Origin of the sequence: Bdellovibrio sp. NC01 (assembly GCF_006874625.1) — a bacterium.
Lineage (GTDB): Bacteria > Bdellovibrionota > Bdellovibrionia > Bdellovibrionales > Bdellovibrionaceae > Bdellovibrio.
The window spans coordinates 934926-959050 of record NZ_CP030034.1 but is presented as its reverse complement, the minus strand read 5'-3'; the positions used below and the strand labels follow the sequence as shown (position 1 = coordinate 959050).

At 44.9% G+C, this 24125-nt stretch carries 22 protein-coding genes; 9 read left to right on the top strand and 13 right to left on the bottom strand.

The genetic code is table 11. The features are described 5' to 3' along the window. Positions 1 to 3: 3 nt before the first annotated feature. The 3 genes from DOE51_RS04650 to DOE51_RS04640 are packed head-to-tail and all read right to left on the bottom strand — an operon-like array spanning position 4 to position 3189. The gene (locus tag DOE51_RS04650; protein ID WP_246845366.1) at positions 4 to 1059 is read right to left on the bottom strand and encodes a sorbosone dehydrogenase family protein; all 1056 of its coding nucleotides are present in this window, start codon (positions 1057 to 1059) and stop codon (positions 4 to 6) included. A 22-nt stretch (positions 1060 to 1081) separates the two neighbouring features. Then, complete coding sequence (locus tag DOE51_RS04645; protein WP_142695404.1) at positions 1082 to 1714, bottom strand: general secretion pathway protein GspD; 633 nt, start codon at positions 1712 to 1714, stop codon at positions 1082 to 1084. A gap of 32 nt (positions 1715 to 1746) precedes the next feature. Further along, a complete protein-coding gene (locus tag DOE51_RS04640; protein ID WP_142695403.1) occupies positions 1747 to 3189 on the bottom strand; it encodes an ATP-dependent DNA helicase RecQ in 1443 nt (480 codons plus the stop codon). A gap of 216 nt (positions 3190 to 3405) precedes the next feature. Between DOE51_RS04640 and fusA the strand changes: the two genes are divergently transcribed. The 3 genes from fusA to DOE51_RS04625 all read left to right on the top strand — a co-directional run bounded on the left by fusA (position 3406) and on the right by DOE51_RS04625 (position 6665). After that, positions 3406 to 5514 (top strand): elongation factor G, encoded by a 2109-nt coding sequence (fusA, locus tag DOE51_RS04635; protein ID WP_142695402.1) that lies wholly within the window; start codon positions 3406 to 3408, stop codon positions 5512 to 5514. Positions 5515 to 5972: 458 nt separating this feature from the next. Then, positions 5973 to 6203, top strand: coding sequence for a DUF883 family protein (locus DOE51_RS04630; RefSeq protein ID WP_142695401.1), 231 nt, complete (start codon positions 5973 to 5975; stop codon positions 6201 to 6203). 3 nt (positions 6204 to 6206) lie between these two features. Further along, entirely contained in the window at positions 6207 to 6665 is a 459-nt protein-coding gene (locus DOE51_RS04625) for a hypothetical protein (RefSeq protein WP_246845364.1), read from the top strand. Between the two features lie 73 nt (positions 6666 to 6738). Here the strand turns inward: DOE51_RS04625 and DOE51_RS04620 are convergent, their stop codons facing one another. Next, a complete protein-coding gene (locus DOE51_RS04620) occupies positions 6739 to 7203 on the bottom strand; it encodes a hypothetical protein (RefSeq protein ID WP_142695400.1) in 465 nt (154 codons plus the stop codon). Positions 7204 to 7420: 217 nt separating this feature from the next. Beyond that, positions 7421 to 8212, bottom strand: a complete 792-nt coding sequence (locus DOE51_RS04615; RefSeq protein ID WP_142695399.1) for a dienelactone hydrolase family protein — start codon at positions 8210 to 8212, stop codon at positions 7421 to 7423. A gap of 226 nt (positions 8213 to 8438) precedes the next feature. Here DOE51_RS04615 and DOE51_RS04610 point away from each other — a divergent pair, with 226 nt between their 5' ends. The 4 genes from DOE51_RS04610 to DOE51_RS04595 are packed head-to-tail and all read left to right on the top strand — an operon-like array spanning position 8439 to position 11369. Then, positions 8439 to 9476 carry a CNNM domain-containing protein gene (locus DOE51_RS04610; RefSeq protein WP_142695398.1) on the top strand — a complete coding sequence of 346 codons (1038 nt, stop codon included), beginning with the start codon at positions 8439 to 8441 and terminating at the stop codon, positions 9474 to 9476. 6 nt (positions 9477 to 9482) lie between these two features. After that, positions 9483 to 9797, top strand: a complete 315-nt coding sequence (gene cutA / locus DOE51_RS04605) for a divalent-cation tolerance protein CutA (protein WP_142695397.1) — start codon at positions 9483 to 9485, stop codon at positions 9795 to 9797. Positions 9798 to 9837: 40 nt separating this feature from the next. Then, positions 9838 to 10353: an orotate phosphoribosyltransferase gene (pyrE, locus tag DOE51_RS04600; RefSeq protein ID WP_142695396.1), complete on the top strand. Its 516-nt coding sequence runs from the start codon at positions 9838 to 9840 to the stop codon at positions 10351 to 10353. Positions 10354 to 10367: 14 nt separating this feature from the next. After that, a complete protein-coding gene (locus tag DOE51_RS04595; protein WP_142695395.1) occupies positions 10368 to 11369 on the top strand; it encodes a hypothetical protein in 1002 nt (333 codons plus the stop codon). Positions 11370 to 11439: 70 nt separating this feature from the next. Here the strand turns inward: DOE51_RS04595 and DOE51_RS04590 are convergent, their stop codons facing one another. From DOE51_RS04590 to DOE51_RS04580, 3 genes are read right to left on the bottom strand one after another with little or no spacing between them, the layout of a single operon-like run. Further along, the gene (locus tag DOE51_RS04590) at positions 11440 to 12279 is read right to left on the bottom strand and encodes a class I SAM-dependent methyltransferase (protein ID WP_142695394.1); all 840 of its coding nucleotides are present in this window, start codon (positions 12277 to 12279) and stop codon (positions 11440 to 11442) included. Continuing rightward, positions 12279 to 13334 (bottom strand): alpha-ketoacid dehydrogenase subunit beta, encoded by a 1056-nt coding sequence (locus DOE51_RS04585; protein ID WP_142695393.1) that lies wholly within the window; start codon positions 13332 to 13334, stop codon positions 12279 to 12281. The genes DOE51_RS04590 and DOE51_RS04585 overlap by 1 nt, the downstream gene beginning before the upstream one ends. After that, positions 13334 to 14443: a thiamine pyrophosphate-dependent dehydrogenase E1 component subunit alpha gene (locus tag DOE51_RS04580; protein WP_142695392.1), complete on the bottom strand. Its 1110-nt coding sequence runs from the start codon at positions 14441 to 14443 to the stop codon at positions 13334 to 13336. Before DOE51_RS04580 ends, DOE51_RS04585 begins: the two co-directional genes overlap by 1 nt. Positions 14444 to 14705: 262 nt before the next feature. Between DOE51_RS04580 and DOE51_RS04575 the strand changes: the two genes are divergently transcribed. After that, positions 14706 to 14978, top strand: a complete 273-nt coding sequence (locus DOE51_RS04575) for a hypothetical protein (RefSeq protein ID WP_142695391.1) — start codon at positions 14706 to 14708, stop codon at positions 14976 to 14978. Positions 14979 to 14990: 12 nt separating this feature from the next. On the opposite strand, the gene DOE51_RS04570 is transcribed toward DOE51_RS04575, so the two are convergent. From DOE51_RS04570 to topA, 5 genes are all read right to left on the bottom strand, one after another. After that, the gene (locus DOE51_RS04570) at positions 14991 to 15434 is read right to left on the bottom strand and encodes a hypothetical protein (RefSeq protein WP_142695390.1); all 444 of its coding nucleotides are present in this window, start codon (positions 15432 to 15434) and stop codon (positions 14991 to 14993) included. A 570-nt stretch (positions 15435 to 16004) separates the two neighbouring features. Then, positions 16005 to 18023, bottom strand: coding sequence for a S41 family peptidase (locus DOE51_RS04565; RefSeq protein ID WP_142695389.1), 2019 nt, complete (start codon positions 18021 to 18023; stop codon positions 16005 to 16007). A gap of 119 nt (positions 18024 to 18142) precedes the next feature. After that, positions 18143 to 19042, bottom strand: a complete 900-nt coding sequence (locus tag DOE51_RS04560) for a hypothetical protein (protein WP_142695388.1) — start codon at positions 19040 to 19042, stop codon at positions 18143 to 18145. A 126-nt stretch (positions 19043 to 19168) separates the two neighbouring features. Then, entirely contained in the window at positions 19169 to 20185 is a 1017-nt protein-coding gene (locus DOE51_RS04555; RefSeq protein ID WP_142695387.1) for a hypothetical protein, read from the bottom strand. 183 nt (positions 20186 to 20368) lie between these two features. Continuing rightward, the gene (gene topA / locus DOE51_RS04550) at positions 20369 to 23104 is read right to left on the bottom strand and encodes a type I DNA topoisomerase (protein ID WP_142695386.1); all 2736 of its coding nucleotides are present in this window, start codon (positions 23102 to 23104) and stop codon (positions 20369 to 20371) included. 244 nt (positions 23105 to 23348) lie between these two features. Here topA and DOE51_RS04545 point away from each other — a divergent pair, with 244 nt between their 5' ends. Beyond that, the gene (locus DOE51_RS04545; protein ID WP_142695385.1) at positions 23349 to 24125 is read left to right on the top strand and encodes an HAD family hydrolase; all 777 of its coding nucleotides are present in this window, start codon (positions 23349 to 23351) and stop codon (positions 24123 to 24125) included.

Below are 24125 nucleotides of genomic sequence, written 5' to 3'. Positions count from 1 at the left end.
GAATTATTTCCCTTTATAAGTGACTCTATAAACTACACCCGCTTCATCATCCGAGACAAGCAGTGAACCATCTTTCATCACTTCCACATCGACAGGACGGCCCCAGGCTTTATCATTTTGCAACCAACCTTCAATGAAGCCCTCGGTCTTCACCGGCTGACCATTTTTCAACTGCACGAAGGTCAAACGATAGCCTTGAGGTTTGCTGCGATTCCACGATCCGTGTTCAGCCAAGATAATGCTGTTACGATATTCCGCTGGGAACATCGAACCCGTGTAAAACCTCATTCCTAATGCGGCAACATGAGCCCGCAACTCCACAACCGGCGGAGTAAACTGCGCACAATCTTTTTTGCCAAACTCTGGATCCTTCAAACTCTTACCGTGGCAATAAGGATAACCAAAGTGTTCATCTTTTTTAGTTAAGTGATTAAGTTCATCGGGTGGCACGTCATCACCTAGAAGATCACGACCGTTATCGGTAAACCACAAATCTTTTGTTGATGGGTCCCAATCAAAGCCGACCGTGTTCCGAATACCTTGCGCCACTTCTTCTTTCGAAGTGCCGTTCACGTCGATGCGATACAAGCGACCATATTCAGTTCCCGTTTCGCAAATATTGCAGTTAGCACCGACCGGTACGTACAACATACCGTCAGGACCAAAGCGAATAAATTTCCAGCCATGATGACCATCGCTTGGAAAAGTTTGCGGCAAAATGCGCGCGGGCTTTTGAGGTCCTGTAACTTTAGCAGGAACGTTGAATTCAAGAATTCTTGGAATCTCGCCCACATATAGTTTTCCGTCTTTGTAGGCGACACCATTGGGAACTTTGAGGCCTTCAGCAAAGACCGATGCTTTGCCATTTTCAATCATGTAGACCTTATCACCAGAGCGCGTTCCAACAAAGATTCGGCCATCTGGTGATTGAGTCAACGAACGCGCATTGGGAATTTCAGCAAATCCAGGAGGCAGTTTGAGTTTTTCAAGCGGCAACTTCCCGGCTGCAAAACTCATGGATGAAATAAAAGCTAGAACCAGAATCACGGATGCTTTCACTTACGAACCTCCCGGAATAAAATTATTTTTTCGCTTTGTCTTCTTTCGCTTTTTGCGCACGTCTTTCGTCGTTACGTTTTTTAGTCGCATCAACTAGCTTCTGCACTTCCGGAGAGTTTGGTTTATCAAGTTCTGCCAAAAGCATTGCCACGCGATTTACGTTCGAACTCCAGTCGTTGATGATGATCTGATTTTTCGGCATGAAAACATTCATTTCGCCATCGCGTGAAGGAAGAATACGCAAGTCACGATTCACAACGTCCACCGGAACGTTTTTCAACGTAACGATCCAAGATACCATACGTTCTGGCTTCAACGCTGGCACTTCTGTTGTGACTTCTAACAAGTTTCTTTGCACATTACGGGCTGTCATAATAACCATCGTGTCGCCCTGCTTAGAAATCGCAAAACCATTCACCGCTAATGCAGAGGACAATTGATTAAAAGCCTCTTCAACGGAAATTTTCTCGGGCATCAAAATCGTAGCCTTGCCGCGAACGCCGGGATCAAGCACGAATTTCTGACCCGAAGCCTTCGAGTAAGTTTCGATGATTTTCGTCAACTCTTCATTCTGAAAAGTGAACGGAATTGTATCGGCCGCTTTTGCGACGATCGCTTGAAGGGTTAATGCAAAAATCAAAAGTCCTTTTTTCATTTTGTCTCCTCTGTGTTGTAACTTCTTAAATATTAAACCTGACTTCGACACCAATCACATTTACCACATGGGGTCTCATGCTTATGCCCAAAGTAGTGATAGATGTAATTCATGCGACACTCTTTATCTTGCGTCGCCCAACGAACCATCTCAAGCAGTTTGGAATTTTGTGCACGCAAAATCTGGGGTCCGTTTTCTGCGGCAAACTGTTCATCAGTAGGTTCGTGAACACATTGGAATGGGAATGGATCATCTGATTTTTCCAAACAACCCCAACGTTCTAAAATACTCACCGCAGCTTCAACGCGGAAGTCGCGACGGTTTTTGAAATTCATTTGTTCGCGCAAGAAATCAAATTTTTCTTGATTTACGCGCAAGCGATTTTCATCGATAAGTTGATACACTTTACGAATGAACTCGGGCTCAGGATGAGACCACTTCAAAAACTCCATTTGAATGCTAACGTCGTCTTGATCGTACAACAAGTGACAAGAAGATTCCTGGCCGTCACGTCCTGCGCGTCCGACCTCTTGAAAATAAGATTCCAGCGCACTTGGAACTTCAGCGTGAATCAGCAAGCGCACATTGTTTTTATCAATGCCCAAACCGAATGCCGGTGTCGCAATCATCAAAGGATTTTCACCACTAATAAAAGCTTTCTGATTGCGTTTACGATCTTGAGGCGACAAATCGCCGTGATAGACCAAGTGCTGCACGCCCAGACGATTCAGCGACGAAGAAATTTTCTTTAAAGTTCCAATCAACGACACGTAAATGATCGCCGTTCCGCCATGTTGATGACGAAGTGCCACCATCGCACGAATTTTTTCATCAATGCCGTACATGTCATGCACGTTCAAAGAAAGATTCGGGCGCTCAATTCCCGCCGAAATAATTTGTGCTTCGGGAATATGCAATTTCGCTAAAATATCTTTTTGAACTTCCGGAGTCGCCGTTGCGGTCAATGCCAACGTTGGCGGGTTTCCCAAAAGCTCGCGGAACTCCCCGACACGCGAATAGTCCGGTCTGAAGTCATGGCCCCACTGCGAAATACAGTGCGCCTCATCGACCGCCAAAAGTTGGATCTTACGCCCCTCGATGGCTTTTAAGAATTCAGGCTTGCGAAAACGCTCGGGCGTCACGTACAGCAGTTTGTAATCGCCGGCAGCCAGGCGCGCTTGACGCTGCTCACGCTCATCGCGCGTTAAAGTTGAGTTCAGGCACGTCGCCGGGATCCCAAGATCTTTGGCTTTCAGAACCTGATCTTGCATTAGTGCGATTAGAGGCGAAATTACGATCACAAGCCCGTCTCGGATTTTAGCTGGGAACTGAAAACACAGGCTTTTGCCCATTCCGGTCGGCATTAATGCGAGGAGATTTTCATTTGCCCAAACCTTGCGCAAAATCTCTTCTTGCTCGCCCCGAAAGGAGCTATAATCGAAGTTCTTTTTTAGGAGTTCGTGGAGGTCCAACATGCCACCAAGTTTACGTTAAGCCAGATCGGAGAGATACGTCTCTCCACTCGGACGGCGCTATGCGTCGCAAGTCTGGTCTATTCTTTTTTTGCATCTATATGTAATTGATGGTACTTCGAGTACTTTCATAAAAGTAACTTTTAAACAAGTGGCTAAAATCCTTCGGCGAAAAAGCCGAAGCGCAAAGAAATCACTACAGATAACGAAGGGTAAGTTATGTCCAAAAAATGGAATATTGATATGGTCAGAAATATCGGTATCTCGGCTCACATCGACTCGGGAAAAACCACACTTTCTGAGCGTATTCTGTTCTATGGAGGTAAGATCCACGCTATCCACGAAGTTCGTGGTAAAGACGGCGTCGGCGCTACAATGGACTCCATGGATCTAGAGAGAGAAAAAGGTATCACAATCCAATCTGCTGCGACTCAGGTTCAGTGGAAGGATTACACAATTAACTTGATCGATACACCGGGGCACGTGGACTTCACAGTTGAAGTTGAACGTTCTCTTCGCGTTCTTGACGGTGCGATCCTAGTTCTTTGCGGTGTTGCTGGTGTTCAATCTCAATCCATCACAGTTGACCGTCAAATGAAACGTTACAACGTTCCTCGTTTGGCATTCGTGAACAAATTGGACCGTCAAGGTGCCAATCCGTTCCGCGTAAAAGACGCTTTGGTTGAGAAACTACGTTTGAACGCAGTTATGGTAAACATCCCAATCGGTTTGGAAGACCAACACCGTGGTATCGTTGACCTAGTACAAATGAAAGCTTTCATCAATGAAGGCCCAGATGGTGAGAAAATCACTGAAATCGAAATCCCAGCTGATCTAGTTGATCAAGCTAAAGAATACCGTCACAAATTGATCGGTGCTCTTGCGGATATCGACGATGCTATCGGCGAAAAATTCTTGATGGAAGAAGAACCAACATTGGAAGAGATCAAAGCTGCTATCCGTAAAGGTGTTATCAGCTTGAAACTTTGCCCAGTATTCTGCGGTTCTGCTTTCAAAAATAAAAACGTTCAGCACTTGTTGGATGGCGTAACTTATTACTTGCCAACTCCTGCTGAGAAAAAAGAGTTCGCTCTTGATTTGAACAATAACGAAGAGAAAATTGAGTTGTTCCCGGACAACGACAAACCTCTTGTTTCATTGGCGTTCAAACTTCAAGAAACTCCATTCGGTCAGTTGACTTACATGCGTGTATACCAAGGTAAGATGACGAAAGGTGATTTCATCATCAACCAAGTGAACAAGAAATCTGTTAAGATTCCTCGTTTGGTTCGTATGCACTCTGACAAAATGGAAGATATCGAAACTTCATACGCTGGTGACATCGTAGCGGTATTCGGTATCGATTGTGCTTCTGGTGACACTTTCTGTGACGATCGCATCAATGCATCTATGCAATCAATGCACGTTCCAGACGCGGTTATCTCTCTTGCAGTTGCTCCAAAAGACAAAACTGCAGCGAATAACTTCTCTAAAGCGTTGCAAAAATTCCGTAAGGAAGACCCTACTTTCCGCGTACACCGTGACGAGGAATCAAATGAGACTATCATCTCTGGTATGGGTGAGTTGCACTTGGAAATCTACGTTGAGCGTATGAAGCGTGAGTTCAATTGTGAAGTTATCGTTGGTCAACCTCAGGTTGCTTACCGCGAGACTATTTCTCAAGAAGCTCCGTACGATTACACTCACAAAAAACAAACGGGTGGTTCGGGTCAATACGCGAAGATCGTTGGTAAAATCCAACCTCTTCCACCACAAGAAGACGGCGCAGTCTTCAAATTCGACAACAAGGTTGTCGGTGGTCGTATCCCTAAAGAATTTATCCCAGCTGTTGAAGAAGGTTTCAAAGAGCAAACTGTTAAAGGTCCATTGATCGGCTTCCCGATCGTTGGCGTTGAAGTTGTTCTTGAAGACGGCGCATACCATGACGTCGACTCTTCTTACATGGCCTTCAAGATTGCTGCGATGGCAGCTCTTCGTGAAGTTTACTCTGCTGCGAAACCAACTGTTCTTGAGCCGATCATGAAGCTTGAGACTGTAGTTCCAGACGAATATCAAGGTGCAGCGGTTGGTCAAATCAACCAACGCCGTGGTTCTATCGTTGGTACTACTGCATTCGACGGTAACTGCGTTATCGAAGCTGAAGTTCCTTTGACAGAGATGTTCGGTTACTCAACTGACCTTCGCTCTGCTACTAAAGGTAAAGGTGAGTTCTCTATGGAATTCGCGAAGTACGCTCCAGTACCTCGTAACATCCAAGAAGAACTTGCGAAGAAATACCAAGCAAAGCGCGCAGCTGAGCAAAAGTAATTCTTTCCTAAGAAAGACTTCAAAAAGCCCGATGGAAACATCGGGCTTTTTTTTGCCTTTTTCTCTTCTGGTTAAAAAGAATTTCGTAATGCGAGGATTTGGGTAAGGCTAGCCCTTCACTGTTACTGCGAAGGCACGCCATCCGGGCTCAATCGTCGCCGAAGCTTCGCTTCGGTTCGCGCCATCGTGGCGCCGACGAAGGCCTTCTCCGCAACAGCGAATGTCTAGCCTTATCCAAATTTTGCCTTCGATATTTTCATTCAGAATGAAACGGCAAAATAAAATCCCGGTGTTTTATTTGCTCTAGAGTCTGTGACTGAATTACTTTTTCTGCTCAGCCAGTGTGGTGGTCGGAAAGGTACGGACTTACTTTTGGTTGAGAGTTGCGGCAGGCTTTTGTCTAGGTTGAGTTAATTTATTCGTGTGTTGTGCCGATGTGTTTTTTGGAGAAACACATCATGGATAGAGAACAACTTATTGCTGAGATTAAGAAGCAGATTCTTGAGGAGTTAAAAGGTGTTGCTTCGCCTTTGACTGATAAGATTTCTGATGAGCATAAAGAGCAAATCAAAGACGTTAAGAATTCTCTTGAGAAGTCTGTGAAAGAGAATCCTTGGATGGCTGTTGGGGTTGCTGTGCTTTGTGGGTTTATGATTGGGCGTCTTCTTTATCGTAGGAAGGATGACTAATCTATGATGAAACTTCTTTTGCCTCTGTTATCGTTTCTATTAGGTCATGCTAACACTTTCGTTAAAGAGCCTACGGCTGCTATTACTCAGCAAGTGGCTTTGCATGTTCGTGCTATTACTTCGATTCTGGTTTCGACGGTTGGATCGCTTGCGCTTAGTTGCGTGGGATTGTCTTTGTTTATTGCTTCGATTGCGGGACAGCTTGATAAGAATGAAGAGTTTCATTTTACTGGCGGCATGGGAGTGTATCTTGCGCTGACTGTTGTATCGGCTTGCGTACTTGCCTATTCGCTTCGTCGTGAGACTTGGATGAAGGCCCTTGGCTTTCAAACGAAACCTGAACCGCAACGTTCTGAACACAAAGCTGGTGCGCTTGAAAATGCCGTTGCTCTGTTGATTATGGATTTCGTCGAAGAACGCCAACAGCGCCGTCACGATGAGCATCCTAAAGCCGATGCCTAATTTAAAATAATCTTTGAAATAAAAAAGCCCGGTTTGATCCGGGCTTTTTTATTTCTGAATTTGAATTCGGAAATTACAACGGCCAGTTGTTGCAGTACTGAGTTGAATCCGTCGCCAACACTTTACCTGTTTTCTTATCAACAGTTGTGCGTGTGATTGTCGTGCATGTTTCTGAAGCGTTCATGTCTTCGTGTGAAACTTCTGTGTAAACCAAAACATTGCCGCGCTCTTCAACAGTCACGTTGCCGCCTGTTGTCGGGTCTTGTTTCACATAGAAGATTTCGCTCATCATACCGCCGCCTTCGCTGCCTCCGTATCCGCCACCATCAAAGCCACCGCCTGTGTAGCCACCACCGTCGAATGAACCACCGCTGTTGCGATCGTTGCCTTCGTACGTTTCTTCGCGAGGATCTTTTTCCTCTCCATTACCGCGAGTGTCTTCTTTAGGGGCTGGTTCGGATTTCTTTTTTGCGTAAGCAGATGGGCTCAATGAAGATAAAGCAAAAGCCAACATCGCTGCAAAGATCATAAATTTCATGGGGACTCCTTATGTCGAAGGGCCCTTGATACCACAGTCCGCGCGCTCTTCTCTACTTACACGACAGGAATGTAGGAAGATTTCAAAGAGTGAGAACTTTCTCTACAAAACTTCACCATTGTGAATGGCGTCCCGAATGAAAAGCTTAACAATTGAAAATAAAAAAGGCCCAAGCATCACTGCCTGAGCCTACAAATTTTGAGTCTTGTTTAAAAGGTCACTTAGTAATTGGCGCGACTTCATTCAAAAACTGAGTGAACGCCGCCCACGAACGATGATCTGCTTTTTCATTGTAAGCAGCACCTTTGGAAATATCATTGCCTGCGTCTTTTTCCGTGAACGAGTGCACAGCTCCTGCGTATGCGATGAACTGGTAATCGGCTTTAGCATCGTTCATTTCTTTCACGAAGCCTTCGACTTCTTCTTTGTTCACGTAAGGATCAAGTGCACCGTGCATCACCAACACCGGCGCTTTGATGTTTTTCGCATCAGCCGGATTTGGGTTCGACAAAGCACCATGGAAAGTCGCGATCCCCGCAAGTGCGGCACCGTTACGACCTAACTCAAGCGCACCCATGCCACCAAAGCAGTAACCCATCACCACGATGTGTTTTGCATCAACGCGTTTGTCTTTTTTAATCAGATTGTAAGCAGCCATTTCGCGAGCGCGATAAAGTTTGCGATTCTCTTTGTATTGTCCAGACAACTGCCCTGCGTTTGCGGGATTACTTGGCCTGATGCCTTTACCATAGATGTCGACTGCGAATGCAACATAGCCTTTTTCTGCAAGCTCACGAGCACGCGATTTTTCGTAATCAGTCAAACCCATCCATTGATGCACGATCAATACAGCCGGGCGCGGAGTTTTCACGCTGTCATCATAAGCCATGAAACCTTCAAGTTCCGTCTTACCTTCCTTGTATTCAACGTTTTCAGTTTTCACTGCTGCAAACGCATTGCTACCAACTAAAACCATTAGCAGGGCCAATGCCCCCATACCTTTCTTCATGAAAGCTCCTTTGTTATAGACAAAAGTCTAAGGCCCGAATCAAGACAAGGTCAAAGGCCTGTGATAAAGATCACCAGGATGATTTTAAAGTCCGCCCCTAGACTGTGGCGAGGTGCGCTATAGACAGCCCTCTCTGCGCCCGTGATACACTTTCGTTAATGGACTACCACAGGCTTTGGCCAACGAATAACTTCTCCTCATCTTTGAGAAAATCCAATTTACATCTATGACGGTGCTCGTACTTCTCTGCATTTCGACTATTTCGATTTCTTTCATCTGTTCGATGCTTGAAGCAGTTTTGCTGACTTCAACTTCTGCTTATATTGCTGTTTTGGTTAAAGAAAACCGCCGCAGTGCTAAGCTTCTTGAACATCTTAAAGAAAATATCGATCGCCCTATTTCGGCGATTCTGACTTTGAACACGCTTTCACACACTTTAGGTTCGGCAGCGATTGCTTACCAAGTGCAAGTGAACTTCGGCGACAAATACGTCACAATCGCGTCGTTCCTTTTGACCTTTGCCATTCTTTTCGTGGCAGAGATCATTCCGAAATCAATCGGTGCATCCCACTGGAAAGCGTTGATTCCTGTTTCTGCCTACACGATTCAATTCATGATCATCATTCTTTATCCATTGGTGATTGTGTCTGAGTGGCTGGGCCGTTTTTTCTCGAAATCCGAAGAAGATCCTGAAGTCAGCCGCGAAGAAATCCTGATGACGGCAGAGCTGGGTGCGGAAGAGGGAACTCTGAAGAACAAAGAATCTAACATCATCAAAAACTTGCTGATGCTAGATAAGATCTATGTCTCTGATATCATGACTCCCCGTTCAGTGTTCTTTGCATTAGATAAAGAATTAACGACGGAAGAAGTGTTCACGAAATATCGCCCGTTACGTTTTTCGCGTATTCCGGTTTATGCCGGCAGCTTAGATAACATCGTCGGCATGACGTATCGTTATAAAATCCATGAAGCGCTTTCAAACGATCAGCACGAGAAAAAAATCGGCGACCTTGTAACTCCGATTTCAAGTATCCCAGAGCGAATGACGGTGTCCCAGGTTCTTGATTTCTTCATCAAAGAAAAAGAACACATCGCTTTAGCCGTTGATGAATACGGAATCGTTGCGGGCCTTGTCAGTCTTGAAGACGCGGTCGAAACTCTTCTAGGTGTCGAGATCGTCGATGAACTTGATAGTGTTGAAGACATGCGTAAGTTTGCCCTTGAACAATGGCAAGTGCGCAAACAAAAGCTACGCAGGTAGTTTGCAATGATCTTGTTTTATATTCCTTGTCCAGATCAAGCGGTCGCAGAAAAAATTTCGCGCACATTGCTCGAAGAAAAGTTGATCGCTTGTTCGAATATTATTCCCGGTATGAAATCGATGTACTGGTGGGAAGGAAAAATAGAGACAAGCTCTGAGTATATACTCATCCTAAAAACTCTTGAAAGATCTGACGCGCACAAACTAATTGAAAAACGTGTGCAAGAGCTCCATCCCTACTCTATTCCGTGCGTGATGCAACTACCAGTCGCAGCAATCAACGATTCTTTTAAAAACTGGCTTGAAGAGAGTCTGAAGTAACTTCTAGAATGCACGAAGTGCTATCGGAAGGAGCCACTTCATGACTCGCCAAGAACTCGCTAAAAAAATCTACGACATCGCTCACTTGACCGGCCAATTCAAATTGCGCTCGGGCCAAACATCGACAGAGTACTTCGATAAGTATCGTTTTGAGGCACAGCCTGAACTTCTTCGTGAAATCGCAAAGCACATGGCGCCGATGATCCCTGCTGGAACAGAAGTTTTAGCTGGACTAGAAATGGGCGGCATCCCGGTAGCGACGGCTTTATCACTTGAAACTGGTATTCCCTGCGTTTTCGTTCGTAAAAAAGCCAAAGACTATGGCACGTGCAAGTTCGCGGAAGGCCTTGAAATCGCCGGTAAGAAGGTTTGTATTATCGAAGACGTTGTTACAACGGGTGGCCAAGTTGTTCTTTCTACAGCGGATTTACGCTCTATTGGCGCCAAAGTAGACCACGTCTTGTGCGTAATTCACCGTGGTCCTGAATTCCCAGAACCTAAACTGACGGAAGTCCAGCTCACGTTATCGCCTCTATTTAAGAAATCTGATTTCTAGCCGATAAAAAGGGCATGAAAACATTAAGATATGCCCTTTTGACATTATTGGTAGTTTTCGGAACTTCCGCATTCGCAGCTCCTCAATACGCGTCTAATTCAGATGAAGGTGGAACTGATGAAGAGTGGGATGATTTCTTGTGCAGAAACCAAACTCATTTAGTGGGCATGGGCTTGCAATGTATCTCTTGTGGTGTGCAGAAGTATTATTCTGATCACGGTCGCCCTAACATCGTGCCATCTGAAAAATGGATTTCGTTGTTAGCAGTGGGCGCACGCAATTTCAAAAATATCGAATCTTCTCCGGATGGTAAACGTCACATGTCGACGGGCGGCTATGGCTCGATCGAAATGGACAACATGAAAAAAGTCGTGATTCATCAGATCCAAGCTTACGGCTTCTGCGTGAACTACATCAGCAAAGACGCTAAGAAAGTCACGGGCGGTAAAAACTATCGCGATTTGACGGCCGCTGAATCAAAATACGTCACACAAGCTGCGAAGCGCGCATTGAAAGAAGATGATTTGAACGACGTTTCAAAGTTCTTCGGTTTCAAACAATCTAAATTCTTGTTCTTTGAAACTTCAGATCACGGCGCGATCGATGGTGCTAAAACATTCTTCGACGATGCAAACCTGAACGACGCCACAACTGTTTACAAACGCGAAGTTTTCAAAAAGAAGTTAGACGACGCTTTGAATGACTACGATATCTCGGGCGAGAAAAAACAAAACCGTGAAGAGATCATCGCTGCTGGCGATAAAGACAATGGTCTTCGTCAGTGTTTAGAAGAAGTGCAACGTCGTTTGCAATCTCCTGAATACAAAACGCAAAATCAAGAGCTTTGCCAAACAATGGCTGCACAATGTGACGTTGAAGACAGCGTTTGTAACGATCCAAATCCGAATGGTAGCGTGGGTGTGCCACAACCAAAAAGCAAAGGACCGTTTGGCGGCAAAGGCGGCGGAAAACTTCCTCCTCCACCGATGGGTGATGGCCGCGGCGGCATCAACTAAAAATCCAATAATCTAAAAAAGAACAAGCCCACTTCATCAGTGGGCTTTTTTATTTTTAAACTTGTTACAACTATTTTTCACCCACGATGTAAGCAATCCAGCTTTGGCAAGACTCCCCGTGATCGACACGAGTAAAGTTACCGTCACCCGATCCGTCTTTTGCAGTTCCTTCCCAATACACGTGCGTCTTTTTGAAACCCACTTCCGCCATGATCTCGCGAAGTTCTGGAATCGACCACAATCTCCAGTCATAAGTGAAGACCTGTTCAATCTTTTTACCACCTACACGGAAATGAATATGGAAAAGAGCTTCATTTGTTACCGGGTCAAAGTTCGTTTGATCCCAGTAGTACGTGAAGTTTTCGTGCTTAATTGTATCTTCAATCGCATCGTAACATTGGCTGCCACCGAAAAGGTCGACCAAGAAGATGCCATCTTTGTTCAAACGCTTAAAAGCGTTTGAGAAGTAACGTTTGATCAATTCGCGTTGTTTGAAACAGAAGTATGAAAAGTTCATCGCCGCAACGATATCTGCTTTTGGCAGATTCGGATCAAGAACATTGCCCTCGATCAAACGCATACGACGTTGTTGTTCTGGTTTCAATTTCGTCAGGTAATTTGTTTTACCGTACGCCATTGGTTCCGGATCAAGATCCACACCGACAGCTTCATAACGCGGGTTAAGCTTAATCCACTCTGTCGACAAAGCAAATGTGCCGCAGAAGTCTTCAGCAAAAGTACGTGGGTTTTTACCCTTCAACTCTTTGAACGTGTTCTGAATGAACTGAACGTCGTTTTCAGCAGACTGTACCGCTTTACGATACAGTTCATACTTATCAAAAAGAACTTTGCTGCTCTTTTTATTTACACGACGACGAACTTTTTTTCTGTGAGCTTCTGCTTTAGCCATTAAGGTACTTCCGCCACGATTTCGCGAACTGCAAGTTCAATGTCTGACAATTGTGGTACAGAGTTTTTCTCTAGGTTCGGATTCAAACCGATACCTGGAAGATTTTTACCTGCAAGCACACGAGGACGTGCCATCAAGTGATAGAAGCATTCTTGAGTCACACGGTAAGCCAAGTGCTCGCCGAAGTTTGTGACTTCAGTATCTTCATTCACGAACAACACACGACCTGTTTTTTCAACAGAAGACTTAATCATGTCCCAGTCATACGGATAGATAGAACGCAAATCGATCACTTCAACAGAGATACCTTCTTGCGCCAATTTCTTCGCAACATCGTCACACAAGTGCACCATGCGGCTGTAAGTAACGATCGTGATGTGTTCACCGGCGTGAGTGATTTTACCTTTACCGATTGGCACGATGTATTCTTCAAGATCTGGCCAACGAGGTTTCCAACCAGCAGAATTCTGTACTGGTTTGTCGATCATTGCTTTCAATTCTTTTTCATCAGCTGGCTCACCAGGGATCAAATCTTCACCCTTATGGCGCATCAACGCTTTTGATTTCAAATAAAGAACTGGATTTGGATCTTTAATCGCAGACAACATCAAACCATAAGCATCAAGCGGGTTTGATGGCATAACGATCTTCCAACCTGGAAGACGAGACGCCCACGCATCGAATGAATGCGAGTGATAGATCGAACCGAAAATACCAGCACCTACCGGAGTCATCACAACCATTGGAAGTTCCACTTGGCCGTTTGTTACCCACAATGTGTTACCAGCGATCTTCAAAAGATCGATCGTATTGAAAATATAATCGCCAAATTGGATCTCTGCCACACAACGGTCGCCAGTCATCGCAATACCCATTGCCATACTGATGATACCGCGTTCATCAAGCGGAGTATTCCATGCCGTTTTCAAACCTTGAGTCGCCGTAAATACGCCACCTAGTGGAGCACCTACGTCTTGACCAAAAACATCTTTAACGCCCAAATGCTTTTCACCGTAGTGAAGAGCCATTCTGATGGCCTGAGCTACACTTGCCATTAGAACTTCCTCCAATCAGCATTTTCATTATTTACATAAACATGATCCCACACTGACTCTGCAGTAGGGCTTGGTTCACCACGAGCTTGTTCTTGCGCTTTCACGCCTTCTTCTTCGTAGATCTCCCAAACTTTTTTCACTTCAGCTTCAGTCAAAATGCCTGCTGCCAAAAGTTTCTTTTCGAATTCCATCACTGGATCGAACAATTCTACTTTACGATTCGCACCGTCAGCAGAAGAGTGACCATACAATCGCGAAACTTTCACTTCGATGAAAGATGGCTTACCCGTTTTGCGGATGTATTCCATTTCTTCTTTGATTGCCAAATAAGACTCGACAGGATCGTTACCGTTGATCACGCGTGAACGAATGTTGAAAGCTTTCGCGCGATCCGCGATTTGCGTTTCACCGTGCTGACCATCGTACGGAGTCGAAATACCGTAGCCATTGTTTTGCACAGTGATCAACACTGGCAACTCTTGACCTTTACGAGACGCCCATACCAAGCATGTTGCGAAATCGCCTTCAGCAGTTCCCGCATCACCACCCGTTACGATAGAGATTGATTTATGACCCGCACGTTTTTGCGCGTGAGCAGTTCCGCATGCCAATGGATATTGAACTTCGATAGGAGAAGTCACAGGCGCTACGTTCCACTGAGGGAAGCAATAGTGACCTGCGAAGTTACGGCCACCTGTTGAAGGATCTGTCGCACGATTCATCATCAAGCGTGTCGCTTCAATCATTGGCATACCAAGAGCAACCATTGTCGGAGTACAACGATAGTGCAAGTGCATCCAGTCGTATTCAAGGCCTTGACCTTTACGAACTAGAAGTCCGAGTGGAACACCGAAAGCTTCCTCGCCCGGTCCACCGATCCAGAAATAACCTTCGCCTGCTTTATAGATTTTGATCACGCGCTCTTCAAGCACACGTGATTTCACCATCAGGTCATGCATTCTTAGCAACAAATCTTCAGAAAGACCGCCGAAGTCGAATTTCTTCGTCGCAGTTTTCTTGGAAGACTTCACAGCTGCTTTTGCTTTCGCCGCTGTTTTGGTTTTCGCTGCGGATTTCGGCGCAGTTTTTCCAGTGGTCTTTTTAGACATGTCGTTGTCTCCAAAATAGTAATTAGAACAGGCCCCTATCTAAGCGATAACAGGGGGGATTGTCGCTAAATTTCACTGTTTTTAGCGCTCTTAGTCAAAGACTCACATACGAGACGTTCCAGAGGGATTCACCTCTCAAAAAGGGACCGGAATTTTTACACCTGTTTTCAGGCAGTTAGGTCATGGCGGGCGACCCTCGCATTTCGTTCCATGCCGACTCCACATTTCAGGCGGAAAATGAAAGCATGAACGGGAGGTCGTTATGGTAGTTCGGGATCAAACCTCAAACACGATGATTAGTTCAGAGTCAGCTGCAGAGATTATGTTGCTTATGAAACATGCAGCTTCAAAAAATGGAAGCGCTTCACCAAGCAAAGCCACACAGAAAATGAAAGCGCTGAGTAATAAAGTTGTTCAGTTGGCGAAAAAAGCAGAACTCGCTGCGATGCTCAGTAAAAACTGGGCAGTCGAAGCAAGTAAACAAGCAAACGCGGCACTGACATCAACTCAAGCGCTCGCAAAGAAAATCGCTTAAGTTCCAGTAAGTTTATTCAAGATATTGTTTAAACCAGATTTTCAAAGTCTCTTCGCCGAGGTTGTCGTAAACATAAGGCAAAAGTTTTTCAACCTCGGCAATGTCATTTTCACGCCAGCCGACAAGGTTTTCATTCACGTCAGGCATGTGATGCAGATATTTGCCGAAATACTTCTGACAGAACTCTGTGTAGTCCTTCGTCACAAGAATAAACTCATGCCACATTTCATCGATTTCGCGCATGGAAAACAGCATGACACAATGTTTAGGCAGTTCATCCGGGTTAGCAACCGTCTTCAAATCGTTCGCATGTTTTTGCGTCAGCCACAGATACTTCAACATCTCTTGAAATGCGGCCTCTGCCGAAAGATGATTGGTGGCGCGATTCTGACGATACAGCTTAAGTGCTTTTTCGTTTTTGTATTCTAAAACTTTGTCGAGTGCGACTAATTCCATAAGATCACTCCAAATAAAAAACGGATCTCATCCAAGATGAGATCCGCAATTAAAAACTATTCGCAGTGAACGCATTTACCAGGGCCAGAACCTGTTTTTTTGATGCCTGCCATGATGTTCGCAATAAGTTTCGCTTTCATAGGATCTCCTTTGGTTTGAGTGGTCTTCAGCGCCACTTTGTTATCTAAAGACTAACTATGAATAACGAACCTCGTATAATCCGAATGTGCTTATGCTTGTGATCGGCAAACGCCTATGACATCAACCGACAAACCACGACGAGCGACCTTTTTATTTTGCCCTTATTACTCTTTCATCGAAGTGCAATTTGCTGAGGAGGCATGGATTTGCCGCTGTGGAGTCGGCCTTCGTCGGCGCCACGATGGCGCGAACCGATGGGCTTTGCCCATCGGCGACGACTGAGCCCGGACGGCGTGCCGACGGAACAGCGGCGAAGCCAGGTCTTCTCAGCAAATCCCCGCACTCCGAAGAACGACGCATGAACAAGGGCAAAAAAAAAGCCCCGAGTTCTGCTCGGGGCTTTACAACAACAACTAACGGGCAAAGAAATTATTTAGTGTTAGCCTGCTTAGGAGTGACAAGAGTCTTGCCATCTTCTAGTTGGATTAGATCAAGAAGAACGTTTGTTGCTTCCTGGATATCAGGACGCTTCATGTATTCTTCAGTTTTCTTGGCCTTACTAGCTACCTTCTTCGCTTTTTCTTTTTTCTCTTTTTCGTTTTTATCTTTCAAGACTTCGCTAACACGGATCACTTTACCGCGCGCTTTCGCCTTGTTGAGTTCATCAACGATCTTTTTGAATTCGTCGTTTTTAGCAACGCGATCAGTTGATCTTTCGCTCAATTGTTTCAACCACTCTGGTTTCAACTCTTTCCAAGCGCCAGGGCCTTCTTTAACGTAAGCCTCTGGAGAAATGAAAGCTTCGATTGTTTTCGGTGGCAAAGAGTAATCCATGTACTTCTCACCGATATCATCAGTGCTGAATGGACCTGGAAGAACAACGTCAGCATCGACACCGCGATGTTGAGTTGATTTACCCGATGGTACGAAGAACATACCTACAGTCACTTTGATAGCGCCCAAGTTATTTGGAATCGGCAATACAGACTGAACAGAACCTTTACCATAAGTGTGATCACCACCAACGATAACGCCACGTTTGTAGTCTTGCAAAGTACCAGACACGATTTCAGAAGCTGATGCAGAGATACGGCTTGTTAGAACAACAAGCGGACCTGCCCAGTCAACTGTCGGATCTGTGTCGCGAAGAGCTGCTTCCGCACGACCTTCATTTTTAGAAGATTGTTTTACAACGTTACCTTCTTTGAAGAATAGACCCGCGATTTTAACAGCGTCTTCAAGCGAACCACCACCGTTATTCGACAAATCAAGAACCAAACCATCTACTTTTTTATCGTTTGCTTCTTTGATCAATTTTTTCATATCAGCAGCAGAAGATCTGCCACCACGACGAGAATCCGCGTAGAAGCTTGGGAAATTGATCACGCCAATTTTCTTCTTCTGACCGTTGATTTCTTTATCGATGTAGTTGATTGAAGCTGCTTCGTCTTCCAAGTTTACTTTTTCACGAGTCAAAGTAACATCGAAGCGTTTTTTGCTATCGCCAGATTTACGAAGGATCGTCAAACGAACTTTCGTACCTTTGTTACCACGGATTTTTTTAACTACGTCTTTCAAATCCATGTCGATCACGTTTTCCATTGCGCCTTTTTCTTGGCCAACAGCGATGATCTTATCTTGTGGTTCAATCAAACCTGATTTTGCCGCAGCACCACCCGGCACAAGTTGTTCAACAACAGTGAAACCGTCTTGTGAAGAAAGTGTCGCGCCGATACCTTCCAATGACAAACGCATTTGGATTTCGAAATCCTCTAACACATCACGAGAAAAGAAGCTTGAATGTGGATCCAAGGCACGAGCAAAACTATCAAGGTAACCAGAGAACAAATCATCTTCAGTTGTTTCTTGAGTACGTTTCACAGCGCGATCGTAATTTTTGATTACGTTCTTTTTCGCTTCATCCAATTTCATGTCTGTTGCAAGGTAGTTGCCGATTTGGAATTGAATGTATTTTTTCAAATACTCATTCGCTTCGTCACCGTTTTTAGGCCATGGCTTTTTATCCGGATCGAAAGAGAACTCTGTCGTTGAATCAAATTTGAAAGACTTATCGAGATATTTTTTAGCAAAAGCATCGCGGTCTTTAACTCTTTCAAGAACAAGCTTTTGTGCTTCTTCCAAGAATGAACAATCGCGATTTTTTGTTTTGTCGAAAACATTTGTCATCGACTTTTTGATCGCATCAACATCTGTTTGAGTCAGATAGATTTTAGAAGGATCAAGGCGTTTAAGATATTGCTCTGTCACGCGTGTCGCTAGTTCTGCATCACGATTAGAGTACTTAACGTGATTCGCTAAAAAACCTTGTTCAATCACGGTAAGATAACGACACTCTAAACCGTCTTTTAGCTGTGCAGCTGCAATTGAAGAAATTGCGAGCGATCCCGCAACGGCTAAAACCTTAATACCTCTCGACAGTGAACTCATGATGGTCCTTCCATTGGCCGCGTTAAAGGCCCTACTAATTCCAATAGATTAGATCTTATTTTCGGAAGGAGCATTCAATTTATGAAGCTCGTCATAAATTTAGGACTGGCAATATTATGTTAAGACTTTCGTCGATCGTCTTCGAAGAAGGAAAGTTGGGAAAGGTTCTCGATTTTTTCACCGGCAAGGCCGCTGTTTTTGACTTCATGTTTGATGAAGTTTCCATGCTGAGTTTCGATCATAAAGAACGACATCTCTGGGAATCTCGACTTAAGGCGAGTCATTTCTTCCACGATCAATTGGATATTCTTTGGATCGTCGTCAGACATTCCAAAACGGTGATGCGCGTTGTAGCCGTAAAGTTCAATCGCTTTTTCCACACTTGCACGGATCGCGCGCTGCTTTAACTCCGCAGTACCTTGAGACAAATCCACATCTCCCAAACCGATACGTGTCGCTTTGTGACTGACTGGATAAAGGCTCAGATAATTTGGTTCAAGGGGCAAAAGTTTATTCTTAACGAAAACACGAATCCCCTCTTTCACTGTATCAGGATGATGACCACGAGCCGTGATCACTGAAAGAGGACGTTGATTGAATGTCGCGTGATAGAAGCACTCCCACGAAGGGCCCTTCCATTGAAAGTCAGGGAAGCCCAAAGCTTCAGCGACGTCGCGCACGAAGATTTGTTTTTTGCCATTAAGCTTTTCAGCGTCGCTTAAATTTAGGTCGCGGAAATTTCTAAATGTGCCCGTCTCGTCATTGAAATCCATTGTGTAGTCCGCGTACGGACCGCTCTTACCGATCGACTGATGGTATTGAGCAAAGTCACCGCTTGAAATCATCACTTCGGCGCCTGTGTCTTTATGGAAAAGAATCAATGGAGTGGTTAAGAAGGCGATGTTGTCATCGAAGTCGAAGAAATAGAAGCTACGACCGCCCAGATGAAAGTTTCTATCTTTCTCTGGCTGGCGGTTGATGCCTAAATCTAATTGTCCCTTGCGAGACTCTTCGCTCATAAAACACTTCCTCTAAAGCCTGTGCACTATAACAAAACTCTTTCCATCCGCAAAGAGGCCTGCACAAATTTCCTTCGTAGGCCGTTTCCGTCTAAAGTTTAGACACCTTACAGGCCCCAGCGATTCTTAGTTCTTAATCCAAAGAACTTTCGTCGCCATTTTGTTCATGGTTTCTTTTGGGACCCAGTAAGTTCCGTCTCCTGGCTGGCAAATAATACCGTCCTTATAGGCGCAAGTTTTACCCCACGAATTCCTAACCAAATAATGACAAACTCCACCAATGCTTTTTCTTCCCAAAATTGTGGAAGCATGACCCCCACCAAAAATACCACCGGCTCCCGTCACGTATTTCGCATCGTATTCAAGACCCACAACTTTTTGAGCGTTCAACCCTTGATCGATATGATCCGAAATTTCTTCCTGCGGCTGAATATCTCTACGTTTATTTCGCGAAGTGGAGTTCTGGTAAGATTCTATCGCGAACTTCGACGTGATAGCCTTACGACCTTGACCACACTTTTGATCAAAGAGTTCAAAGACCAAGCGATCTAAAGGCTGTGTTTTATTCGCAAGGATATACTCTTTAACTACGTTGACGTCCTGATTAGGAAAATATCTTCGAATCAATGGATTGATAAAATATGCGCAGTCTTCCGTGCAGGTGCCTTCGCTATAGGATTTCAAATAACCCATTAACTCAGCCGTGCCGAGAACGTTATATCCTGTAACACCATCCCGAGCAGAGATCACCATTGTTCCTTCTGAAGGCACAGCGCTGGCTTCACAATAATGCCCAAGCTCTTCCATTTCATCGATAGCACCCTCGATGAAACCACCCTCAGAGACAGCGTTTTTGCGCATAAAAATACTTCGGGCAAGACGACCCACCCCCGTAACCGTCGAGGCATAGCGCGAGGAAAGATGAATCGCGGAAACAGGTTCTCCGACAGCCTGACTTAATACATCCGCCGCCGCATAACCAAAACACCAACCGATTTGCCCCTGATCATAAGGTGCATAAAAACGCTTCTGTAAAGAAGGGTTCATAGATTTGCGAACATCGATATTACTGCAGTCATCGCTTGCGAAGCTTAGGCTCCCCAAGAAAGATAGGATCAAAAAGATTCCTGTAACATGCTTCATATACTTCTCCGTGCTCGAAGAAGAAATAAGCAAATCAAAGGCCGTCTCTAATGCATTCTATGACAATTGATAAATCGGAGTTCTTCAGAGTGACACAATCCGCTGTTCACTCGCATGGATCCAAAAGCAAAAAGCTCCCTACGGAGCTTTTTGCTTTATAAATTCGAGCGTTCTAGAGCAGGTTTATTTTTTTGCTTTTCTCGTCACAACTTTTTTAACTCCCAAAGCGGCGGCCTTATCCTTCGCGGAGCTTGCTCCTTTTAATGCCTTTTTTGGAGCTGTCGTTTCTTCGCCGTCAGAGGCAGCGGCTTTCTTCGCTTTGGCTGCCTTAGGAGCTGCCTTCGCCTTGCCTTTACCTTTGCCCTTCGCAGGTCCCTTTTCGTTGATCAGGGCGACTGCTTGCTCAAGAGTGACCGTCTCTACCGTCGTGCCTTCTGGCAACGAGGCATTCACTTTACCGCTCTTAATGTAAGGACCATAAGGACCATTGAAAACTTGGATCGCATCGCCCGTGTCAGGATGAGCACCAAGATCTTTCAATGCAGCAGCACGGCCGCGACCTTTTTTCGGTTGTGCCAACATTTCAACAGCACGTTCAAACGTAATCGTGAAAATGCTTTCGCCTTTTGGAATCGAACGGTAATCGCCATCGTGAACCACGAATGGACCGAAACGACCCAAGCCCGCTTTGATGTCTTTGCCAGTGCCTGGGTGTTGACCCAAAGTTTTTGGCAACGACAACAATTCTAAAGCCATATTTAAATCGACATTTTCAGGTTGAGTGCCTGGAGGAAGCGACGCACGTTTTGGCTTGTCATCTTCCGGAGTCACGTCACCCAATTGCACGTAAGGGCCATAACGACCGCTAAGAACGTAAATCGGTAAACCAGTTTTAGGATCCTCACCCAATGAATCCGCACCATTGATTTTTTGATCAATCAATTTTTCCGCGATTTCAGGAGTGATATCTGCTGGTGATTCGTTGTCTGGAACAGAAGCGCTGACTTCTGCACCATCACGAGTTGTTGAAAGATATGCGCCGTAACGGCCCACATGGAATTTATATTTATCCATGCCTTCCAACATCATCGTACGCGCTTCATCAGGATTGATTTTTTCTTCCTGAGACTCCACACGTGCACGCAAACCTTTTGGACCTTTATAGACGGAAGCCAAATAGCTTTCCCAGTCCAACTCGCCATCTGCGATATTATCCAGGCTTTGCTCCATTTCCGAAGTAAAACCAAGATCCACGTATTCTGATAAGTAATTGCTTAAAAGTTTTGAAACGATCATCGCTGTGAAAGTTGGAATCAAAGCAGTTCCGTTTTTACGAACGTATCCGCGATCGATAATTGTACCGATAACAGAAGCGTAAGTAGAGGGACGACCGATACCTTCTTTTTCCATCGTTTGTACAAGGCTTGCCTCTGTATAACGAGCTGGCGGTTTTGTTTCATGCGAAGTTGGATCAAGCTTCACGCATTTAACAGCGTCTTTGACTTTCAACGCTGGCAAACGCACTTCACGTTCCGCCAAATCTGCTTCTGGATCGTCACTGCCTTCAACGTAAGCGCGAAGGAAGCCCGGGAATTCAATCGTCATGCCTGAAGCAGAAAAGATCGCATCACCAACAGAGATCTTTGCACTGACTTGTTTTTGTCTTGCATCAACCATTTGTGATGCAATCGTGCGCTTCCAAATCATGTCATACAAACGGAACTGCGTACCTGTTAGGCCCGTTTCATCTGGGTCCATAAAGTTGTTACCCGCAGGACGGATCGCTTCATGGGCCTCTTGCGCGCCTTTTACTTTTTTCGCAGCATAGGTGCGCGGTTGCGGAGTCAGATATTCTTTGCCGTACTTCGTTTGAATCGCATCACGAGATGCCGTGATCGCTTCATTCGACAAGAACGTAGAGTCGGTACGCATATAAGTGATGAAACCTTGCTCGTACAATTTTTGTGCGACTTGCATCGTTTCACGAGCACTCAAGCCCAATTTTCTATTCGCTTCTTGTTGCAAACTTGAAGTGATGAATGGTGCTGCTGGTTTTCTGAATGTTGGTTTTTCTTCAACGTCAGAAACTGTCCAGTTGCCAGTTTTTAAGTCGCGCGACAATTGGTCGGCGTCTTTTTCACCCAGAACCAAAACGTCTTTACCGGCTGTCAATTGACCTGTCAGACCGTCGAAGTCTTTACCAGTCGCAACTCTTTGTTGTTTGAATTGTTGTAAACGTGATTCGAAATTCACGCCATCTTTAGAAAGTTCAGCAAGAACTCCCCAGTACGATGATTTTTTAAAGCGTAGACGTTCTAATTCACGTTCAACGATCAAACGCACAGCCACCGATTGCACACGACCTGCTGACAAACCGTAGGCAACTTTTTTCCAAAGAAGTGGAGAAATTGTGTAACCCACTAAACGATCCAGCACACGACGCGCTTCTTGTGCACGCACAAGATTCAAATCGATTTCGCGTGTGTCTTTCAAAGATTTTTGAATCGCGTCTTTAGTGATCTCATGAAACACCATTCGTTTTGTTGGAACACGTGGCTTTAGCACTTCAAGCAAATGCCAGCTGATAGATTCCCCTTCGCGGTCTTCATCGGTCGCGAGATAGAGCTCTGAGGCATCGGCAAGTTTGTCTTTTAAGTTTTTAACGACTTTAACTTTGTCTTTTGGAATGCAGTACAAAGGCTCGAAGTTGTGATCTACGTTCACGCCTAGCTGCGCCCATTTTTCCTTTTTAACTTTTTCAGGAATATCTTTTGCGGACTGAGGCAAGTCACGGATGTGACCCATACAAGATTCTACGACGTAGTCTTTTCCCAAGAACTTACGAATAGTCTTAGCTTTCGTAGGAGACTCTACGATAACTAGTTTCATTCCGTCTGAACTTTCTGTTTTTTTAGCCATGTTCATCCTTTAGCCCAAGGTCGAGGAGCTGCTTCAGCCCGCGCGACTCTCGTCGCTCCGGCTCTGCCGGCGTAGCCGACCCATATATATAGACAAACCATGTATTCGATCGATTTAAGATGCAAGCCTCAATTTTGACAACTCGTATAAAGTCCGAAGTCATCGATGCTTCCCTTTAAGGCAATTTAGATGAAAAATTTGTGTGTAAGTGTTTTGGTTCATTTGTTAATCCAAGGAATATCTTTTGAAAAACGTTTCTGAATTTTCAAGCTCGCTTCAGTTTTTACTTACCGACATCGACGACACTTTGACTGACGAAGGTCAGTTAGGTCCTGAAGCGTACGAAGCATTGTGGAGCTTACATCGCGCCGGCATTCACGTTGTTCCAATCACGGGTCGCCCTGCTGGTTGGTGCGAAATGATCGCACGCATGTGGCCAGTCAGTGGAATCGTTGGAGAAAACGGTGGATTTTATTTCCGCTATCACAACCGAAAAATGCAACGCCATTTCTTCTTTGATGAAACAACTCAAAAACAAAACCGCGACAAACTAAAAAATCTTGAAGCAGAAATTTTAAGCAAAGTTCCTGGTTGTGATTTAGCCAGCGATCAATTCTGCCGCCTGATGGATCTAGCCATTGATTTCTGCGAAGACGTTCCCGCTTTACCGCGCACGGAAGTACAAAAAATCGTCGACATCTTTCACGCCCATGGTGCGCAAGCAAAAGTCAGCTCTATTCATGTGAACGGCTGGTTTGGCAGTTATGACAAACTCACAATGTCTTTGCGTTTCTTAGAAAATGAATTCGGCATTAGTGCTGAAAAAGCGAAACAAGTTTGTGGTTTCAGTGGCGATTCTCCGAATGATGAGCCGATGTTCACATACTTCCCGCACAGTTTTGCCGTTGCCAATATCCGCAATTTTATCGACCAAATTAAAAACAAACCGACTTATGTTGCACAAGAACGTGGCGGCATCGGTTTCACAGAAATCGCGAAAGCGATTTTAGAAAATAAATAG

Coding starts and splice junctions, on each gene's coding strand:
- DOE51_RS04645 (WP_142695404.1), bottom strand. CDS start 1,714: ATGAAAAAAGGACTTTTGATTTTTGCATTAACCCTTCAAGCGATCGTC.
- DOE51_RS04640 (WP_142695403.1), bottom strand. CDS start 3,189: ATGTTGGACCTCCACGAACTCCTAAAAAAGAACTTCGATTATAGCTCC.
- fusA (WP_142695402.1), top strand. CDS start 3,406: ATGTCCAAAAAATGGAATATTGATATGGTCAGAAATATCGGTATCTCG.
- DOE51_RS04630 (WP_142695401.1), top strand. CDS start 5,973: ATGGATAGAGAACAACTTATTGCTGAGATTAAGAAGCAGATTCTTGAG.
- DOE51_RS04625 (WP_246845364.1), top strand. CDS start 6,207: ATGATGAAACTTCTTTTGCCTCTGTTATCGTTTCTATTAGGTCATGCT.
- DOE51_RS04620 (WP_142695400.1), bottom strand. CDS start 7,203: ATGAAATTTATGATCTTTGCAGCGATGTTGGCTTTTGCTTTATCTTCA.
- DOE51_RS04615 (WP_142695399.1), bottom strand. CDS start 8,212: ATGAAGAAAGGTATGGGGGCATTGGCCCTGCTAATGGTTTTAGTTGGT.
- DOE51_RS04610 (WP_142695398.1), top strand. CDS start 8,439: ATGACGGTGCTCGTACTTCTCTGCATTTCGACTATTTCGATTTCTTTC.
- cutA (WP_142695397.1), top strand. CDS start 9,483: ATGATCTTGTTTTATATTCCTTGTCCAGATCAAGCGGTCGCAGAAAAA.
- pyrE (WP_142695396.1), top strand. CDS start 9,838: ATGACTCGCCAAGAACTCGCTAAAAAAATCTACGACATCGCTCACTTG.
- DOE51_RS04595 (WP_142695395.1), top strand. CDS start 10,368: ATGAAAACATTAAGATATGCCCTTTTGACATTATTGGTAGTTTTCGGA.
- DOE51_RS04590 (WP_142695394.1), bottom strand. CDS start 12,279: ATGGCTAAAGCAGAAGCTCACAGAAAAAAAGTTCGTCGTCGTGTAAAT.
- DOE51_RS04585 (WP_142695393.1), bottom strand. CDS start 13,334: ATGGCAAGTGTAGCTCAGGCCATCAGAATGGCTCTTCACTACGGTGAA.
- DOE51_RS04580 (WP_142695392.1), bottom strand. CDS start 14,443: ATGTCTAAAAAGACCACTGGAAAAACTGCGCCGAAATCCGCAGCGAAA.
- DOE51_RS04575 (WP_142695391.1), top strand. CDS start 14,706: ATGGTAGTTCGGGATCAAACCTCAAACACGATGATTAGTTCAGAGTCA.
- DOE51_RS04570 (WP_142695390.1), bottom strand. CDS start 15,434: ATGGAATTAGTCGCACTCGACAAAGTTTTAGAATACAAAAACGAAAAA.
- DOE51_RS04565 (WP_142695389.1), bottom strand. CDS start 18,023: ATGAGTTCACTGTCGAGAGGTATTAAGGTTTTAGCCGTTGCGGGATCG.
- DOE51_RS04560 (WP_142695388.1), bottom strand. CDS start 19,042: ATGAGCGAAGAGTCTCGCAAGGGACAATTAGATTTAGGCATCAACCGC.
- DOE51_RS04555 (WP_142695387.1), bottom strand. CDS start 20,185: ATGAAGCATGTTACAGGAATCTTTTTGATCCTATCTTTCTTGGGGAGC.
- topA (WP_142695386.1), bottom strand. CDS start 23,104: ATGGCTAAAAAAACAGAAAGTTCAGACGGAATGAAACTAGTTATCGTA.